The organism is Aquimarina mytili, assembly GCF_016735115.1.
In the GTDB taxonomy this organism is placed as follows: Bacteria; Bacteroidota; Bacteroidia; order Flavobacteriales; family Flavobacteriaceae; genus Aquimarina; species Aquimarina mytili.
Map to the genome: position 1 here is coordinate 13,911 of NZ_JAERQJ010000011.1, position 17,465 is coordinate 31,375.

The following is a 17,465-nucleotide window of genomic DNA, read 5'->3' on the forward strand; positions in this document are numbered from 1 at the left end:
TCAAGGTATTCGCCTAGGCGAATACCTCACACTTATATGTATATATTTGTATTAGTCTAAAATTTCGGTTACCTGACCAGCACCTACTGTTCTACCACCTTCACGGATAGCAAAACGAAGACCAACATTCATTGCAATTGGCTGAATTAGCTCAACAGTAATTGTTAAGTTATCTCCAGGCATTACCATTTCTACTCCATCAGGAAGCGCAATATTTCCAGTTACATCAGTTGTACGTACGTAGAACTGAGGACGGTAGTTGTTATGAAATGGAGTGTGACGTCCACCTTCTTCTTTCTTAAGAATATACACCTCAGCTTTAAATTTAGCATGTGGAGTTACAGATCCTGGCTTAGTAATTACCATACCACGAGAAATCTGAGTCTTTTCAATACCTCTTAACAGGATACCTACGTTATCTCCAGCTTCTCCTCTATCTAATATTTTACGGAACATCTCAACTCCAGTAATTGTAGAAGTTAATTTCTCTGCTCCCATACCAATAATCTCTACAGGATCTCCAGTATTAGCTACACCAGTTTCAATACGACCAGTAGCAACTGTACCACGACCAGTAATAGAGAATACATCTTCGATAGGCATTAAGAAATCTTTATCAACGTCACGCTTAGGTAACTCGATCCAAGTATCAACAGCTTCCATAAGTTCCATTACTGTATCTACCCATTTTTTCTCTCCGTTAAGAGCTCCAAGTGCAGAACCAGCGATTACAGGACCATTATCTCCATCATACTCATAAAAAGAAAGAAGATCTCTTACTTCCATTTCAACAAGTTCTAATAATTCCTCATCATCAACCATATCCACCTTATTAAGGAATACAACGATTCTTGGGATACCTACCTGACGACCTAAAAGGATGTGTTCACGAGTTTGTGGCATTGGACCATCTGTAGCAGCAACCACTAAGATTGCACCGTCCATCTGAGCAGCACCAGTAACCATGTTCTTTACGTAATCGGCGTGACCTGGACAGTCAACGTGAGCGTAATGACGGTTTGATGTTTGATACTCTACATGCGAAGTATTAATCGTGATACCTCTTTCTTTTTCTTCTGGAGCGTTGTCGATAGTATCGAAATCTCTCGCTTCAGAAAGACCAGCTTCTGCTAATACTTTAGTAATCGCAGCAGTTAAAGTTGTTTTACCGTGATCAACGTGTCCAATAGTACCAATATTTAAGTGCGGTTTGGAACGATCAAAAGTTTCCTTTGCCATAATTAATTTATTTAATCTTAGTTATATATTAGTGTTCAATTTATACTTCTGAACTCAGAGCCAATGACGAGATTTGAACTCGTGACCTCTTCCTTACCAAGGAAACGCTCTACCCCTGAGCTACACCGGCTTTTTAACGAGTATAATGATAAATCAGAGCACTTTCATAACATTCAGAAAGAAATCCGATCAACCATTACATCTATTTTAAAAATCCAACCTCAATAATATAATATATCATTGAGATTAGCTCTGTTGAGCGGGAGACCGGGTTCGAACCGGCGACATTCAGCTTGGAAGGCTGACGCTCTACCAACTGAGCTACTCCCGCAAAAAATTTTGAATTTAAAATTCAAAATTAAAAAAGTGGGGAGAGCAGGATTCGAACCTGCGAAGGTAAAAACCAACAGATTTACAGTCTGTCCTCGTTGGCCGCTTGAGTATCTCCCCAATTGATAAATTCAATATTTTACAATGAACTTTAAGAGTTTTGAGAGCGCAAAAATAGTCATTTATTTTACAATTCAAAATTCTAACAAAAAAGCTTTAAAATTTATTAAAAGTTTTAGCTTTTTTTGAGCCGATAGAGGGACTCGAACCCACGACCTGCTGATTACAAATCAGCTGCTCTAGCCAGCTGAGCTATATCGGCTTTTCACCATGTTTTAGAACATAAAAAAGTCCGCTATTTCTAACGGACTGCAAATGTATAATAATTTATTTTTTAGACAAAACTATTTTCAAAAAAAATAGCTAAACATGTGCATTTAATTTTTCCTTTCGTTTTCTTAATTGTCTTTCTAATGAACTAACACACTCATCCACACCCTCTTCAAATGTTTTATTGATTTTTTTAATTATAAATTCATCTCCAGGTACACTTAACAAAATTTCTGTAATTTTATTTTCTTTACTACTTGTATTCATAACTTTTAAGAATACATCTGCATGAATAATACGATTAAAATGATTTTCAAGTTTATCTAATTTAGCTTGAGTAAAATCTACCAACTTTTGATCTACATTAAAATTCACGGATTGCAAGTTCACTTTCATAGGTAATAGTTTAATTGGTTGAACAAATATTTTTAGCCAAAAAAGATTAATAAGCGCTCTACTCTTATTCTTTACTTTTTATTCCTTGGGTGAGACTTTTTGTAAACTTTTGTTAGTTGAGCTACACTATGATTTGTATACACCTGTGTGGCTGCCAAACTGGAATGACCAAGTAATTCTTTTACAGCATTTAAATCTGCTCCTTCGTTAAGTAAATGAGTCGCAAATGAGTGCCTTAAGATATGCGGGCTCTTTTTTACCTTCGAGGAGGCCTTACTAAAATAACCATTTATGATTCGATATACAAGAGTTTCATATATTTTAACTCCTTTTTTTGTCAATAACAAAGAAGAAACTTCTTCTTGACCCACTGTTACAGATCTAAGGTCTAAATAAGTCTTCAGCGTACCACAAACCGAAGAAAGTAATGGCAAATATCGCTCCTTATTTCTCTTTCCTAATACTTTTATTTGCTGGTTAGCTATATCTATATCTGAAAGCTTCAAATTCACCAATTCGATCCTACGCATCCCTGTAGCATAAAAAAGCTCTACAATTAATCTATCTCTTACACTTTCAAAATCTTTACTATCTACAAATTCATTTAAAACTATATCCACCTCCTTTGTAGAAAATGGAATCTGTATTTTTTTTGCTGCTTTAAGAGCTTGATGTTTTACTAAGGGACTTTTATCAATATGACCAGTTTTAAGTAAAAACTTGTAATATGTTTTAAGTGAAGAAACTTTTCTGTTTACCGAGCGATTAGAAATACCATTATCCACCAAATCTACAATCCAAGAACGAATTTGAGAATAATTTGCCTTAGAAATATCTGAAGTATCATATGTTTCTTGATAGAATTCTAAAAAAGAAAACAGATCTGTTTTATAGGCCGTAACTGTATGTATTGAATACTTTTTTTCGAGAAGTAAATAGTCTATAAATTCAGAAATAAACATAAAAAACCGTTAGAAAACAAAAATATGAAACTTTTAGAATCCTAACGGTAATTTTATACTGAAAAACGAAGTCTTCTTCTGTTAAGAAGTATCATAGACTGCGTTTCAACTTTTTAAATTTCTTCCTGATCTCTTAAATGCTGTATGTACTGCGCTTTTTGGATCTGAGCTCTTCGCTCTACAGAAGGTTTAGTAAATTGTTGACGTTTACGAAGCTGACGCATCGTTCCTGTTCTATCGAATTTACGTTTAAAACGTTTTAACGCTCTATCTATATTTTCTCCGTCTTTTACTGGTATAATTAACATAGTTGTACCTCCTTTCTTTAAAAATTAGGATGCAAAGATAATACAATACTGCTATATACAAAGTCTTTTTTACTTTTATTTTAAAGACCAAACAGAATACCCTTTTGGTGGCGCCTGAATCTTCACCCATCGTCCTCCTTGAGTTACAGGTTCCCAACCTGAACTACCGGTATAATCTTTAATCCTTCTGCTTGACCAATTCGTCTCTACCCATCTTTCTTTCCAAGAGTTAGAGTTGTTTATATATACGATAAGGCCATTCTTTCCGCCTCCACCATTTCTCTTGGCAATATATTCATCATTATCGGTCCATAGGTTTGTTGTACTACCTCCAGCAAGATTATTATGTATCCAGATTAAATTATTTAGTTTATTCTTATCTAACCAATCTTCATAATCCCTATAAAATAATGCAGGATATCCTTCATGGGTTAATATATATGCATATGCCAAAATCTTATTATTGATAATCTCATCTGTATCATGATTAGCAACAAAGGTTACTGCACGAGAAGCGTTTCTTTTCCACAACATATCACCACTAAGTGCATTCAAATTATTACCCATAAATGCATCTCTCATTTTATAGTAACATCCAAAATCAAAAGCAGACATTTGTGCTTCATTCACCCACCAATTTAGAGTATTAACATTTCCATCCCAATATTCTCCAACTGCAAACCCTCCAACAGCTCTATTAAACTCTCTAGGAACCCAAGGAGCAAATCCTTTAACATAATCAAATCTCCAGCCATCAAATTTCATGGTATTCTTATAATACTTTGCTACAGAATTAGATCGTTTCCATAACCAATCCTGAACATATGGTTTATTATGACTTAAATCAGGAAATCCACCAAAAAATCCGCTATCTGAACTATATTGATCATTTGGATGAAAATCATATTTTGTTCGATTAAATTTACCGGATAAGGGTGTAAATTTTGTGTACGTACTTTTTCCTGCAAACTCATTAGATTCGAGATCACCACCACTATTATGATTTATCACAATATCCGCAATAACACTTAATCCGTTATTGTGAGCTCTGGAAATTAATGACTCCAATTCAGACTTTGATCCAAAACGAGTTTCTGTGCTTCCCATTTGATTATACTGACCAAAATCATAATAATCAAAAGGGTCATACCCCATTGAAAATGCCCCATTCTGTGCTTTACTCGCTGGCGGTAACCAAATTGCATCGACACCAGCATTGCTCCATGAGCTTACTTTACCTTTAATAACATTCCACCAGGTACCTCCCGCCGGGACATCCCAATAAAATGCTTGCATCATCACTCCAGAACCTATTGGTTTTAAAGCTTTTGATGACACTTGTTCTTGTAAATCACTAGACTCTGATGTTACAGGATCCAAGATTTCGTCCTTACTACAACTTGCAAACAAAAAAGTCAGTGTAAGAAATCCATAAAAAAGATGATTAATTTTCATAATTACTTAGTGTTTTGTGTTAAATTTTTATCAAATTAAGTATTCTAACACTAACGAAAACGTTTGAAGAAACACGAAAACGTTTTCGTGTTGATAAAACAATAAGAATCAATATTTATTACAAGTAAAAAGCATTATGATATAGGATTCACATTAAAAAAGTGCGGTAAATACCGCACTTTTTTAATTTTAAATCATGTTTTAATAAGAAGAACATAATTACCAAAAACCATAACCAAATTTTAGGTCGCCGGTTTATATTCTTTTTTATCGATTACGATCTTAGCTATAATTTCTCTTAAAATCTCTGAAGTTCCTCCTCCTATGGGTCCTAATCTACTATCCCTAAACAGTCTGGCGATTGGATATTCTTCCATATAACCATATCCTCCTAAAAGTTGTAGGCATTTGTAAATAGCCTCGTCTGCCATTTTAGTAGAAAGTAATTTTGACATACTAGCTTCTTTAACCACATATTGCCCTTCATCAAGCCTTTTTGTAATGGAGTAATTAAACTCCTTACACATTTCAATTTCGCTGGCCATATCTGCTACCGAATGTCTCAGCGCCTGAAATTTATCAATGGTTTTACCAAAAGCTTCTCGCTCTGACATATACTTTATGGTATACTCTAAGGCATATTCTGCTCTGGCATGGGCATTAACCCCCATAATCAATCTTTCTAAAGCAAAATGTTGCATAATGTATGAGAATCCTTTGTTTTCTTCTCCCATTAAATTTTGTGCCGGTATTTTCACATTATCAAAAGCGATCTCACCTGTATCTGAAGCTCTCCAACCCAACTTGTCTAGTTTAGTCGCAGAAACTCCAGGAGTATCACGATCAACTACAAAAATGCTAATTCCTTTATTCCCTAACTTTGGATCAGTTTTAGCGGCTATTACCAAATAATCACTGTATACTCCATTGGTAATAAAGGTCTTTGAACCATTAATCACATAATGATCTCCTTCTTTAACAGCAGTAGTTTTCATACCTGCAACATCAGAACCTCCAAAAGGTTCTGTTATAGCAAGACATCCTATTTTCTCTCCAGATATACTGGGTGTAAGGTACTCTTGTTTAATTCTATGATCACCTTCTTTATTAATATGTGTCATAGCTAAATAAGCATGAGCCCATATAGCCGCTGCAAAACCACCAGAATGTATTCTCTGCAGTTCTTCTAACAAGATAACGGTATAAAAAAGATCCAATCCAAGTCCTCCATATTCTTCAGGATACGCAATACCGAAATACCCCATCTCACCAAATTTTTCCCAAATAAATCGATCAATTGATCCAGACTTTTCCCATTTTTCGATATGTGGAACTACTTCTTTTTTAAGAAACTCTCTAAGGCTTTGCCTAAATAATTCGTGCTCTTCTGTAAAATACATACTATTCATATGATAACTTTTGCTTTTGTAGTTAGCATATTACCATGTATAATGACAAATCAATACTGATGTAACTTTTTTATCGAATTGATAGTTTTTAGTTAACATTTTTAAGATTTCTCAAAATTCACAGCAATTTTTTCCGATTATTAATTTAATGTCAAATATAAAGCTATTCTATCTATTTTTTCTAAAGAAAAACCGTCGATTTTTTCTAATTCTTTAAAACTGGAAATAGAACCATTTTTCTTTATATAATCTTTTATTTCTAAAACTGTTTCAAAAGTAAAATAAGGTACCTCGATAAGCTCATTTACAGATGCTGTATTTATATTTACTTTTTTGATCTGTTTTGGAGTTTTTACTGTAAACAGAGATAACATTTTTTTTCTCTGGTGATCATATAATCCAGAAACATCTTTAAGCTGTATATCTCCAACAAAACCACCAAGTTTATTTCTATACCTAATAATTCGTTCTGCGATAAAATCTGGTACGTTCACTTTTTCTTGAAGTTGTTGCGCCGTCACCCTATTCAAGTCCTCTTTTTGGGCATATGTTTTTATCGGATATTTTCTACGAGCATATTGTTTATAGGTAACCTCATTTTTTTTCCATTCAGGAAATTTGAACAGCGGAGAGATTAGTGCAAGAAGAGAATCCGAAACTTTTGTTACATTCTTAAAATCTGAAACAGAATTGATCCATTTATTTTTCTCTCTATATGCAAAGAGTCGATCTAATTGTTGTGTGGAAAGGCCGAGTTGATATCCCTTATGATCCGAAATAAAATTAGGATTGAAAGGTTTAGGTTGATACACTTTTTTTTCTAGACTTGTTACTAATTTTAAGGAATCTACCTGGTTTTGAAACTCTGTCAACTCAACAAAACTCTGTTCCAGTGTTGTAGGTTTCGGATAAAAGTAATATCCAAAAACACTAAGTAACAACACTATTGATAAAAGAAAAATCCCATTTCGGAAACGTGAATGTATCTCGAAATGGGATTTAATATTTTTCATCAATCTATACTTATTTCTGAGAAGCTTTTATTGCTGCAAAATACCTTGCTAATTGTTTCTTAACTACAGGGAATAAGAAATACAATCCAATCATATTAGGGAACACCATAGCAAAAATCATGGCATCAGAGAAATCCCAAATTGATTTCATACTCGCAGCTGCACCAATCACAACAAATGTTAAGAATAATAATTTATACACTAAATCAGCTTTCTTTCCTCTACCAAATAAAAACTTCCAGGATTGTAGCCCATAATATGACCATGATATCATTGTTGATACTGCAAAAAGAACAACAGCAATAGTTAAAAACACATTAGAGAATGGAATATATTTGGCAAATGCTTTTTGGGTTATCCCAGCACCTTCGTATGAAACACCGTCTATAATAACAGCACCACTACCATCGCCTCCATATGCAAACGCTCCTTCAGAATTGAAAATAATAATTACCAATGCTGTCATCGTACAGATTACTACTGTATCAATAAATGGCTCTAATAATGCTACTAATCCTTCTGAAGCCGAGTATTTTGTTTTAACAGCAGAGTGAGCAATAGATGCCGATCCTGCACCTGCTTCGTTAGAAAACGCTGCTCTTTTAAATCCTACTAACAATACCCCAATAACTCCACCAACTCCTATTGCTTTAGGATTAAAAGCTTCGGTTATAATCATTCCAATAGCATCATCTATAAAAGAGAAATTACTAAAAATAATATATAGACATGCAATGATATAAAGCAATGCCATAAAAGGAACCACTTTTTCAGTAACGGATGCAATTCTTTTAATTCCACCGATAATAATGATTCCAACTAAAATCGCCAGGATAATACCAATCCAAAATCCAGCTGCTGTACTTTCCAAACCTAATAGTTCTTTTAAAACTACCGTGGCCTGGTTTGATTGTGCAGCATTACCTCCACCAAATGAACCACCAATACAAAAGATTGCAAAAATTACGGCTGCAATTTTACCGAGCCAAACAAATCCCTTTTCTTTAAGCCCTTTACTTAAATAATACATAGGACCACCATACACGGTTCCATCTTCTCCTACATCTCTATATTGTACACCAAGAGTACATTCTACAAATTTTGTTGACATCCCTAGTAATCCACAAATAATCATCCAAAATGTAGCTCCAGGCCCTCCTAAGGCTATTGCTAAGGCAACACCTGCAATGTTACCGTTACCAACGGTTCCCGATACTGCCGTTGCCAATGCCTGAAAATGCGAAACTTCTCCTTCTTTAGATTCGTCACGTATTGTATCTTTAATGTCTCCTTCTACTATATTTACTTCTGGGTTTCCTTCAATTCCGTGCCCTTCAACATCATCATACTTTCCTCTAACCACATTAATTGCTTTTGCAAAGTATCTAATATTAGGGAAACCAAAATAAATAGTAAAAAACAAGGCACTTAACACCAACAATATTAAAACAAATGGTGTACCTCCAATGGTAAAGAAAATTACACTAGAGAAAAAATCTGAAACAGGCTTAAACCCTTCATCTATAATTTGATCGAGGCCTTTTTCTGCGGTTTCTTGTGCAACTGTTAAAAATGGAAGTGTGAGTGCTAAAATTGAAAGAAGAATTCTCTTCATGATTATGTGAGTTAATTGAATTTAGTTATTAAGAAGCCAGCAAGATGCTAAAAAAAACGGTTGTGTACAATTTTTAAAGAGTTAAATGTTCGGTAATTGTTGAATATTGAACTCTTTATTTAACAGATTAATCTGTTCGGGACGACCAAGAACAACAATCTTAGAACCGGGTCTTAGAAGTGTGTCGGCTTCGGGATTTACAATATATTCTCCTTCTGGAGATTTATACCCAATAATTGTACATCCGGTTCTGGATCGCATATCTATATTGCGAATTGTTCTTTCTTCGAGATCATCAAATAGTTCTTCAAAAGATACTTCCTCGATATTTATAGATCGCTTGCCTACAATGGAAAGGTTATCTAAAAATTCAATTAAATCAGGAACCACAACTAAAGATGCCATGTGGTCTCCTCCTATTCTATCGGGCATTATTACATTATCTGCACCCGCTAGTCTTATTTTTTTATAAGAAGCATCTTGAGATGCTCTGCTTATTATCTTTAGACTTTTATTTATTTGTCTTGCAGAAAGTACTATAAATAGATTATCTGCATCTTCGGGTAATGTACATATCAAACAGGTGGCATTTTTAATCCCAGCTTTAATTAAAACCTCATCTTCGGTAGCATTACCTTTCAAAAAAAGTAATTCTCCATTTTGATATCGCTCAATAATCGCTTCATCCTTTTCTATAATAATAAAAGGTTTATCATATGCCATAAGTTTAGCTGCAGCTTGTTTTCCATTGCGCCCATAACCAATTATGATGATATGATTTTGAATCTGATGTATCATTTTTTGTGTTTTTCTTAATTGCACTCTTTTAGGATCATTTTTACTTACAATATACTCTGTAATTACAGAAACCGAATAGGCAAAGATGGCGACACTGGTAGAGATCAGAAATACTGTAAAGAGTTTTCCTTGATCATCTAGGGGTTGAACTTCTTCAAAACCAACTGTAGTCATAGTAATAACAGTCATATACAAAGCATCTACCCATGAATAATCTGAAAAGAACCGGAATCCTAATACTCCGATAGAAATTACAATAATCAATAAAATTAGTGCAATATATATTCTAGGTCTTCCCCAATTGTAAATTCTTATCATAGATCAAATACAGAAGTTCGTTTGGTATACACCAAATCTTTAAGTTTTAACCAAAATGCCATATTAAGGTATATCACAAAACCCAAACCTACCGTTGCAAAGGTCAAATAAATAAAGAACAAACGTACATTTTTTGCCCGCATACCAAACCTATCTGCCAATCTTGCAGATACATAAAATCCATTACGCTCTAAAAAGTGTCTTAGGTTATATAACATACCGCAAAATAATTATATTATCCTAAACTTCAATCTTGATTCAATAAATAATTCCCAATTGCACATTTAAGACACGCTTTTTGATCACAGTAATTATTTTTGAGCTGAATCATTGCCTGAGAATGTATAGCGTTATTAATGGGTATTTTTAAAGAAATAAAATGATCAGTAATAGTATTCTTCTCATAAGATACCTGAGACAGTAATTCAAACACTTCTTCTTCTGGATTTTTGCCTTGACTTTTGGCATATATAAATTTGATTGGAATTACCGTATTAATTAGAATAAGATCTATAAATGATTGTGTTATTCTTTTTTTTCTTGGATACGACTCTTTTTCAAATGTATAATGGTTTTTCCAAAAATCACTTGTATCTACTTGAAAAAGGTCATAAAAATCTTCGATATTTGTTGTTTGAATAACAGTATTAAAAAGGTGTTGATGACTAAAATATAATTTAGCCAATTGTGCCAAACGAATTGTTGGAAAATTTGATGGTCTTAATCTGAAGAATTGAGAAGGCAAAACCCCTGTATTATTTAACTGAAACTTGTTTTTCAAAAATCCATACTCTTCTTTCAGTTTTCTTGAGTAAGCAGTTTCATTCTTAACCATTAGTAAATCTGCTTGCCCTAAGAATAATGCTTCTAACCTGTTCAAACTCTCACAACATTTCTGAACTACAGAAAAATCAAAAGAATGAGAAAGGCTTAAGAACGCTTCTCCATTGATTTTTAGTCCAAAATTTTTTGCTAAAAGTTTAAAAAAAACAGCTTCCCAATTATTTGAAGAATTCTGTAATAATTCCAGAATCAAAATCGATTTCTGTTCTAGTCTTTCTATATACAGTCTTTCTTTCCAATTAGACATTACAAAACTTGAAACTTTTGGTAATTGTTTTTCACATTGTACCCAATTATAATGATGAGTATTAAAAAGTGTATGATACCGTTTTAATGTAAGTTTAGGTATATAGTCCTTTAGTTGTAGAGTCGGTATCATTGTATTGTCCCTTCTAAAAATTTCAGTATCATCCTCCCAAACCACATGTAAAATCACATTATCATAAGAAGGATCATTTTCATGATTATGAACATACCAATCGCTAGATTTATAATGAACCTCAACATTTCCGGCCCATTTTTGGTCTTCTATACTCATCTGGGCATTAAAGAAATCAGGACCCGAGTTTTCCGTATTATGAACTCCCGCATGTCGTAAAACAATCTTTTGTTGATGTGTTGTTTTTAAATTAGAGAGTTCAAATTTTTTATGTTTCCATAAATATTGAAGAAAATCTTCATTCATTACCATTATACATTATTTAGTTATTATAATACCTGCTGTGTAGAAAGCAGAATAAACTATTAATGTTTTTGGGTAGGAAGAAAAATTCGCAATAGCTTATCTCAAATATTTGCTGAAAATAATAAAATTTATTCTAATCTTGTAAGCTTATCATTATACTATAGACAAAACATAACCAATATATTAAGTCACATGAATTCTTTATTAAAATCAATTTTCATTTCTGTATTTCCATTAATAGCGCTTTATTTTGCAATTGATGGCGTCTTACACTTGATCAATCATGGTATCTCCTATAGATATATCGGAAGAATTCTAATCGCTTTTACAATTGCATTTCTTTTTGCAATGATTTTTATCAAACCCGTGGCGAGAACAGATGCAAATTTAAGGGCATTTACATTGCCAATAAGCATCGGTTTTTTAATTAGTATTGTTTTTGGTGGGATTATAGAGCAAGACTTGAATGGTTCTCTACCAAGTATTATTTTGTTTTTGGGATGGGTGCTCTATATAAAATGGTATTCAACATTTAAGGGTAGAAAATCAAATCAAATGATTAAAGTTGGAAATCAACTCCCTGATTTTGAATTACAAGATTCTAAAAAAAATAATGTAAATGTTTCAAAATTTGTTGGAAACCCTTCTATTTTTATGTTTTACAGAGGCAATTGGTGTCCTCTATGCATGGCCCAAATCAAAGAAATTGCATCACAATATAAAGAGCTTGAAAAGAGAAATGTAAATATGGTTCTTATAAGTCCGCAACCGCATAAATACACCCAGTCTTTGGCCAATAAATTTGATGTAAACTTCAATTTTTTGGTCGATCAAGGTAACAAAGTGGCAAAACAGTTGGATATTTTGTCCAAAAATGGAATCCCGATGGGTTTTCAAACTCTTGGATATGATAGTGATACAGTATTACCAACAATCATTATAACAGATAAACAAGGAAAAATCATATTTGCCGATTTAACTGATAATTATAGAGTACGACCAGAACCAGAAACATTTCTCAAGATTTTAGATCAAAAAGCTGTTTAAACTTGAAAAAAGACAAATAAATGTGTTCCAAATGAGCAAATACCCCTAATTATTCTTAAAATCAAGTTAATACTGCTCTAAAATGTACTATTGGTAACATAATATGTATTAATGGAAACCTAAACAACAATTTCATTTCTTTACTTTGTTGTTAGAATTAGAGGGAAAATAATTCACAACGACATAAAGATTACAAAACCCTAAGCTAAGTTGAGTTTGTGTTAGGTTATAGAAGGTTGTCATATTTTGACGACCTTCTTTATTTTCTAAATATTGATATCAGGATAAATATCAAACTTATTAAAAAATGCTTTTTTGAATTTTGAAGAATTCGAATAATTAAGAGCATCCATAACTTCCTTTATGGATAGGCCTTCACCAAATATCATATTATAAGAGCTTTCTAATTTTTTATTATTAAAAAATTCTAGTGGTGTTTGATCATGTATCTCTTTAAACATATTAAAGAAATTTGTACGACTCATATGTGCCATGGTAGCTAATTGATCAACACCAATAAAGGGTTCATGCAGGTTTTCTTTAAGATAGTTACTCACCTTATAAATATTACCAACTTGAGCACTGTTGACATTAAATGGATTACTGGCTGTTTCCCATTTAAGAACATCTTTCCAAAAAGTTTCTAATAATCGTATTCCTCGAGCAATATAATATAGGTAATTTTCTATCTTGTTCAGATCGGGCTGTACAATTTGATCAAAGAGATTAGATTGTTTGTACGAAAGATAAAACTTATGGATATGCTGATGTGAATAGCGTATGTAACTATCTACCTTCTCTGCCATATCATTACTTTTCATAAAGAAGGACTTGGTATATGAACTTTTTAATACAATCATAGTCGATCTCACCTCTGCTCCTTTAGTAATAAAAACCTGTTCTCCTTGTCGGGCATCCATGCATCTCATATTACCTGGAGTATAATTGTCAGAATATGTGCTGATAATTTGATCTTCTTCGATTTGATGATCTAATGCATATTTCCTGAAATGAAGAATAATGTCTTTTTCATCAATTGGTCGTCTGATATACTCTATATCGGTATTGGCTCTATAATTATTAACCAAAAGAAATACTTCTGGCGATATTTTATAATATGATAGGTACCCCTCTCCTATTTCTGGCGGAAAATAAATTCGATCAGAAATACTATTTGGATCCAATTGAGATCTGAAATAATCTCGCAATTTATCTATATCAGAAAAATCGAATACATACTTACACATACACTACTACCATTATATAAGATACTTGCTTCATTTATGCATCTAGATAAATATTCCAACAAAACGCAAAATTAAGCTAATAGAAACAACCCCTTTATCAGCCAATAACGCTAATAGAGGGGTTAAATTATACTAAATATAAGGATTTATTTTATATGACTGATAACGTCATACTTAGTAATGATATGGTGTTTCCCATTTTCAAGTTCTACTAGAACTGCAGGGTTTCCATTTTTTATAAGTTTAGAGATCTCATCCAAAGAGGTTTTTGCATTTACAACTGGAAATGGATCTTTCATCACTTCTTTAATAGGTGTACTATCCATATTCTTATCTTCCATGAAAGCTTTAAACAAAGCACTTTCATCTACAGATCCTACAAAGCCATCACTATCAACAACTGGTATTTGCGAAATTTGAAATTTACGCATACGCTCTATAGCATGCGAAACCAGTTCTTCTGTTTTAACGGTAACCAAAGGTTTTTCTACATGATCTTTTACCAAATCAACTGCGGTAGATACTTCCTCTTCAAGAAAACCACGTTCACGCATCCAATCATCATTAAACATTTTACCAACATATCGACTACCATGGTCATGGTATAAAATCACCACCACATCGTCTTTAGTAAAATGTTCTTTTAATTGAAGTAATCCTTTTATCGCAGCTCCTGCACTATTTCCCAAAAACATTCCTTCTTCTTTGGCCAATCGCTGGGTATAAATGGCTGCATCTTTATCAGTAACCTTAGTGAAGCCATCAATTACAGAAAAATCTACATTCTTTGGAAGAATATCCTCTCCAATACCTTCAGTAATGTATGAATAGATCTCATTTTCGTCAAAAATACCCGTTTCATGATATTTTTTGAATACTGAGCCATAAGTATCTACTCCCCAAATTTTTACATTAGGATTTTTTTCTTTCAGATATTTACCAACTCCTGATATGGTTCCACCAGTACCAACACCTACAATAAAGTGAGTTATTTTACCTTCAGTTTGTTCCCAGATTTCAGGCCCTGTACTTTCATAATGCGCTACTGCATTTGATGGATTATCGTATTGATTTACGTACCAAGAATTCGGTGTTTCTTCCGCTAATCTTTTAGAAACCGAATAATATGATCTTGGGTCATCGGGTTCTACATTAGTAGGACATACCATTACTTTTGCTCCAACAGCACGAAGGATATCCATTTTTTCTTTGGACTGCTTATCGGCCATTACACAAATTAATTTATATCCTTTTACAATAGCTACCAAGGCAAGTCCCATTCCAGTATTTCCTGAGGTACCTTCTATAATAGTTCCTCCAGGTTTTAATCGACCATCAGCTTCAGCATCTTCAATCATTTTAAGGGCCATACGGTCTTTTACCGAATTTCCTGGATTAAAAGTTTCATATTTGGCCAATACCAAAGCCTCAACATCTTTTACTAAGGCATTCATTTTAACCAAAGGTGTATTTCCAATGGTTTCTAATATATTTTTTGCGTATTCCACTATATATAATTTAATAACCCAATTCTAGGGTATTGAACTTCGCAAAGATACGATCTAGAATATCGATTTCAATGCACTGGTGATATTATTTTATTTTGATCTCAAATTTCATAATTTACTCCTGATAGAATACATTTGTTATTTAGTAAATTCATTATTCTATTCAATAAAAACAGTATTTGTTTTTATTGAATAAATGCTTCATGATTCATAGTTTAAAAACTAATATTGTATCATCTAAAAGGTTTAATACTTTCAATCCAGAAAATTTGTTTAAATAAAAAACTTTCTATGTGATGAAATATGCAACTATTCTAATATTTTTGTTTTCATGAGATGTTCTCTATTCATTATCGCTTTTTTTTCTATGTTTTCTTTTGCAATGGGGCAACAGAAATCGGAAAATCAAGATACCCAAGATAGCATAGAAGTCGAGAAATTATATAGCCTTGCTAAAGAAAATTCGGATCGCAAACCCTATAAAGCTAAAAAATATCTTTATGAAATAGTCCAGTATATAGATAGCTTAGTAGTACCCAGAAAATCAAAAAACAATTATTTTAATAAAATAAAGGCCGATGCGTATCACTTTCTTAGTTATTATGAACGTCGAGAACACAATTTTGATGAAGCTGCAATATTAGCTCAAAAAAGTATTGATATAAAACTTGCACATGGACTGGACTCATTACTAGCTATATCCTACCATCAAAAGGCTAAAGCTTGGATTTCTGTTTTAAATTCTATGGAAGATGGCATTAAGCAACTTGAAAAAGCAGAACAGGTTGCAAAAAAATATAAGCAAACAGGACAGTTATTAGAGATCTATAGCTCGCTTGGATCTGCTTATGGAGCAAGTGACACTATCAACTCCATGAGATATTACAATAAATCGATTCGTCTTGTTGATTCGATTGGAACAGACTATCAAAAAGCTGCAATGTATGCTAATTATGCGGCTATACTAAGACGCTTTAAGGACTATAAAAGTAGTTTATCATATTTACAAAAAGCTATAGTGCTCCATAAGAAAAACAATAATAAAATAGGCCTAGAATCTGGTTTATATGCATTGGGGATTTACTATACAGATGTAGGCCAACCTCTAAAAGGCATAACGTATTTAAAACAAGCTATAGATTTATGTGTAGCTCTTAAAAGTGAAGCCGTAATACCTTTTAGATACCTTGAATTAAGTAGGAGTTATGAAGCTATAGGAAACTATAAAGAGAGTTATGCGGCGTATCTAGAATATCATAAATTATTGGAAAAACGTAATGATGTTGAAGAAGCAAAAAAGTTAGCAAAGCTTGAAACTGCTTTTGTATATGAAAAAGAAAAAGTACGTGACAGTATAAAATTTGTATCTGAAAAACGTGAACTAGCTTTAATAAATGAATCTGAAACAGCCAAAAAACAATTGTACCTAATTTTACTAATCACTGCTATTATGGGAGGGTTAGTAATTGGATACCTCATTAGAAGAATCTACAAAAACAAAGCCATTGCAGTAGCTGAAGAGCTAGAAAAAAACAAACAAGAGCTGGAAGACTTCACTAAACAGCTCATCGAAAAAAGTAATGCACAAGAAGCACTGACCCGTGAATTAGAAGAACTAAAATCTGAGTTTGGAGAAAAAGAATCTATAAAAAACCTTCAAGAGCTAACCGCTACTAAAATCCTAACCAAAGAAGATTGGTATACCTTCAGAGAAAAATTCACTAATGTACATCCTGGATTTTTTAATACGTTAAACCGTAAAGGATTTGAACTCACACAATCTGAAGAACGATTAATTGCTATGGAAAAGTTACGACTAGACACAAAACAAATTGCTAGTATTTTAGCTATTTCTGAAGACAGTGTTATGATGAACAGATATCGTCTTCGTAAAAAAATCAATGCTCCCAAAGGGGCGCCAATTCTTGAATATCTAGAAAAGAATTAGAAAGAAAATGTCCT

15 protein-coding genes and 4 tRNA genes are annotated in these 17,465 nt (G+C 33.0%); 2 read left to right on the plus strand and 17 right to left on the minus strand.

All coding sequences use genetic code 11. The features are described 5' to 3' along the window. Positions 1-51 precede the first annotated feature (51 nt). The 15 genes from tuf to JJQ60_RS19230 form a co-directional block, all read right to left on the minus strand. Positions 52-1,239: an elongation factor Tu gene (gene tuf, locus JJQ60_RS19160; protein WP_201923977.1), complete on the minus strand. Its 1,188-nt coding sequence runs from the start codon at positions 1,237-1,239 to the stop codon at positions 52-54. A 58-nt stretch (positions 1,240-1,297) separates the two neighbouring features. Continuing rightward, a tRNA-Thr gene (locus tag JJQ60_RS19165) sits at positions 1,298-1,369 on the minus strand. 128 nt (positions 1,370-1,497) lie between these two features. Then, positions 1,498-1,570: transfer RNA gene (locus JJQ60_RS19170), tRNA-Gly, on the minus strand. A 36-nt stretch (positions 1,571-1,606) separates the two neighbouring features. Next, a tRNA-Tyr gene (locus JJQ60_RS19175) sits at positions 1,607-1,689 on the minus strand. A gap of 128 nt (positions 1,690-1,817) precedes the next feature. Next, positions 1,818-1,891 (minus strand) — tRNA-Thr (locus JJQ60_RS19180). 101 nt (positions 1,892-1,992) lie between these two features. Next, positions 1,993-2,295 (minus strand): ribosome hibernation-promoting factor, HPF/YfiA family, encoded by a 303-nt coding sequence (gene hpf, locus JJQ60_RS19185; protein ID WP_201923978.1) that lies wholly within the window; start codon positions 2,293-2,295, stop codon positions 1,993-1,995. A 71-nt stretch (positions 2,296-2,366) separates the two neighbouring features. After that, positions 2,367-3,257, minus strand: a complete 891-nt coding sequence (locus JJQ60_RS19190) for a tyrosine-type recombinase/integrase (protein WP_201923979.1) — start codon at positions 3,255-3,257, stop codon at positions 2,367-2,369. A 113-nt stretch (positions 3,258-3,370) separates the two neighbouring features. Beyond that, complete coding sequence (rpsU, locus tag JJQ60_RS19195) at positions 3,371-3,565, minus strand: 30S ribosomal protein S21 (protein ID WP_130286235.1); 195 nt, start codon at positions 3,563-3,565, stop codon at positions 3,371-3,373. Positions 3,566-3,640: 75 nt separating this feature from the next. Further along, on the minus strand, positions 3,641-5,020 hold the full coding sequence (locus tag JJQ60_RS19200) for an alpha-amylase (RefSeq protein WP_201923981.1): 1,380 nt from the start codon (positions 5,018-5,020) through the stop codon (positions 3,641-3,643). Positions 5,021-5,262: 242 nt separating this feature from the next. Beyond that, positions 5,263-6,429, minus strand: coding sequence for an acyl-CoA dehydrogenase family protein (locus JJQ60_RS19205; protein ID WP_201923984.1), 1,167 nt, complete (start codon positions 6,427-6,429; stop codon positions 5,263-5,265). A 140-nt stretch (positions 6,430-6,569) separates the two neighbouring features. After that, on the minus strand, positions 6,570-7,442 hold the full coding sequence (locus tag JJQ60_RS19210) for a ComEA family DNA-binding protein (RefSeq protein WP_201923991.1): 873 nt from the start codon (positions 7,440-7,442) through the stop codon (positions 6,570-6,572). 10 nt (positions 7,443-7,452) lie between these two features. Beyond that, positions 7,453-9,057, minus strand: coding sequence for an alanine/glycine:cation symporter family protein (locus JJQ60_RS19215; protein ID WP_201923992.1), 1,605 nt, complete (start codon positions 9,055-9,057; stop codon positions 7,453-7,455). Positions 9,058-9,138: 81 nt separating this feature from the next. Beyond that, the gene (locus JJQ60_RS19220) at positions 9,139-10,173 is read right to left on the minus strand and encodes a potassium channel family protein (RefSeq protein ID WP_201923993.1); all 1,035 of its coding nucleotides are present in this window, start codon (positions 10,171-10,173) and stop codon (positions 9,139-9,141) included. Next, positions 10,170-10,391 carry a PspC domain-containing protein gene (locus JJQ60_RS19225; protein WP_201923995.1) on the minus strand — a complete coding sequence of 74 codons (222 nt, stop codon included), beginning with the start codon at positions 10,389-10,391 and terminating at the stop codon, positions 10,170-10,172. Before JJQ60_RS19225 ends, JJQ60_RS19220 begins: the two co-directional genes overlap by 4 nt. A gap of 29 nt (positions 10,392-10,420) precedes the next feature. Next, positions 10,421-11,701 (minus strand): DUF2851 family protein, encoded by a 1,281-nt coding sequence (locus JJQ60_RS19230; protein ID WP_201923997.1) that lies wholly within the window; start codon positions 11,699-11,701, stop codon positions 10,421-10,423. A gap of 192 nt (positions 11,702-11,893) precedes the next feature. Here JJQ60_RS19230 and JJQ60_RS19235 point away from each other — a divergent pair, with 192 nt between their 5' ends. After that, entirely contained in the window at positions 11,894-12,748 is an 855-nt protein-coding gene (locus JJQ60_RS19235) for a peroxiredoxin family protein (RefSeq protein ID WP_201923999.1), read from the plus strand. Between the two features lie 266 nt (positions 12,749-13,014). On the opposite strand, the gene JJQ60_RS19240 is transcribed toward JJQ60_RS19235, so the two are convergent. After that, positions 13,015-13,995, minus strand: coding sequence for a helix-turn-helix domain-containing protein (locus tag JJQ60_RS19240; RefSeq protein ID WP_201924001.1), 981 nt, complete (start codon positions 13,993-13,995; stop codon positions 13,015-13,017). Between the two features lie 146 nt (positions 13,996-14,141). After that, positions 14,142-15,503 (minus strand): pyridoxal-phosphate dependent enzyme, encoded by a 1,362-nt coding sequence (locus JJQ60_RS19245; RefSeq protein WP_201924003.1) that lies wholly within the window; start codon positions 15,501-15,503, stop codon positions 14,142-14,144. Between the two features lie 331 nt (positions 15,504-15,834). On the opposite strand from JJQ60_RS19245, the gene JJQ60_RS19250 reads away from it, so the two are divergent. Beyond that, a complete protein-coding gene (locus tag JJQ60_RS19250) occupies positions 15,835-17,451 on the plus strand; it encodes a hypothetical protein (RefSeq protein ID WP_201924004.1) in 1,617 nt (538 codons plus the stop codon). Positions 17,452-17,465: the final 14 nt, after the last annotated feature.

What these genes read in the sequence shown, in the direction of transcription:
- tuf (WP_201923977.1), bottom strand. Translation starts at nt 1,239, where the DNA reads ATGGCAAAGGAAACTTTTGATCGTTCCAAACCGCACTTAAATATTGGT.
- hpf (WP_201923978.1), bottom strand. Translation starts at nt 2,295, where the DNA reads ATGAAAGTGAACTTGCAATCCGTGAATTTTAATGTAGATCAAAAGTTG.
- JJQ60_RS19190 (WP_201923979.1), bottom strand. Translation starts at nt 3,257, where the DNA reads ATGTTTATTTCTGAATTTATAGACTATTTACTTCTCGAAAAAAAGTAT.
- rpsU (WP_130286235.1), bottom strand. Translation starts at nt 3,565, where the DNA reads ATGTTAATTATACCAGTAAAAGACGGAGAAAATATAGATAGAGCGTTA.
- JJQ60_RS19200 (WP_201923981.1), bottom strand. Translation starts at nt 5,020, where the DNA reads ATGAAAATTAATCATCTTTTTTATGGATTTCTTACACTGACTTTTTTG.
- JJQ60_RS19205 (WP_201923984.1), bottom strand. Translation starts at nt 6,429, where the DNA reads ATGAATAGTATGTATTTTACAGAAGAGCACGAATTATTTAGGCAAAGC.
- JJQ60_RS19210 (WP_201923991.1), bottom strand. Translation starts at nt 7,442, where the DNA reads ATGAAAAATATTAAATCCCATTTCGAGATACATTCACGTTTCCGAAAT.
- JJQ60_RS19215 (WP_201923992.1), bottom strand. Translation starts at nt 9,057, where the DNA reads ATGAAGAGAATTCTTCTTTCAATTTTAGCACTCACACTTCCATTTTTA.
- JJQ60_RS19220 (WP_201923993.1), bottom strand. Translation starts at nt 10,173, where the DNA reads ATGATAAGAATTTACAATTGGGGAAGACCTAGAATATATATTGCACTA.
- JJQ60_RS19225 (WP_201923995.1), bottom strand. Translation starts at nt 10,391, where the DNA reads ATGTTATATAACCTAAGACACTTTTTAGAGCGTAATGGATTTTATGTA.
- JJQ60_RS19230 (WP_201923997.1), bottom strand. Translation starts at nt 11,701, where the DNA reads ATGAATGAAGATTTTCTTCAATATTTATGGAAACATAAAAAATTTGAA.
- JJQ60_RS19235 (WP_201923999.1), top strand. Translation starts at nt 11,894, where the DNA reads ATGAATTCTTTATTAAAATCAATTTTCATTTCTGTATTTCCATTAATA.
- JJQ60_RS19240 (WP_201924001.1), bottom strand. Translation starts at nt 13,995, where the DNA reads ATGTGTAAGTATGTATTCGATTTTTCTGATATAGATAAATTGCGAGAT.
- JJQ60_RS19250 (WP_201924004.1), top strand. Translation starts at nt 15,835, where the DNA reads ATGAGATGTTCTCTATTCATTATCGCTTTTTTTTCTATGTTTTCTTTT.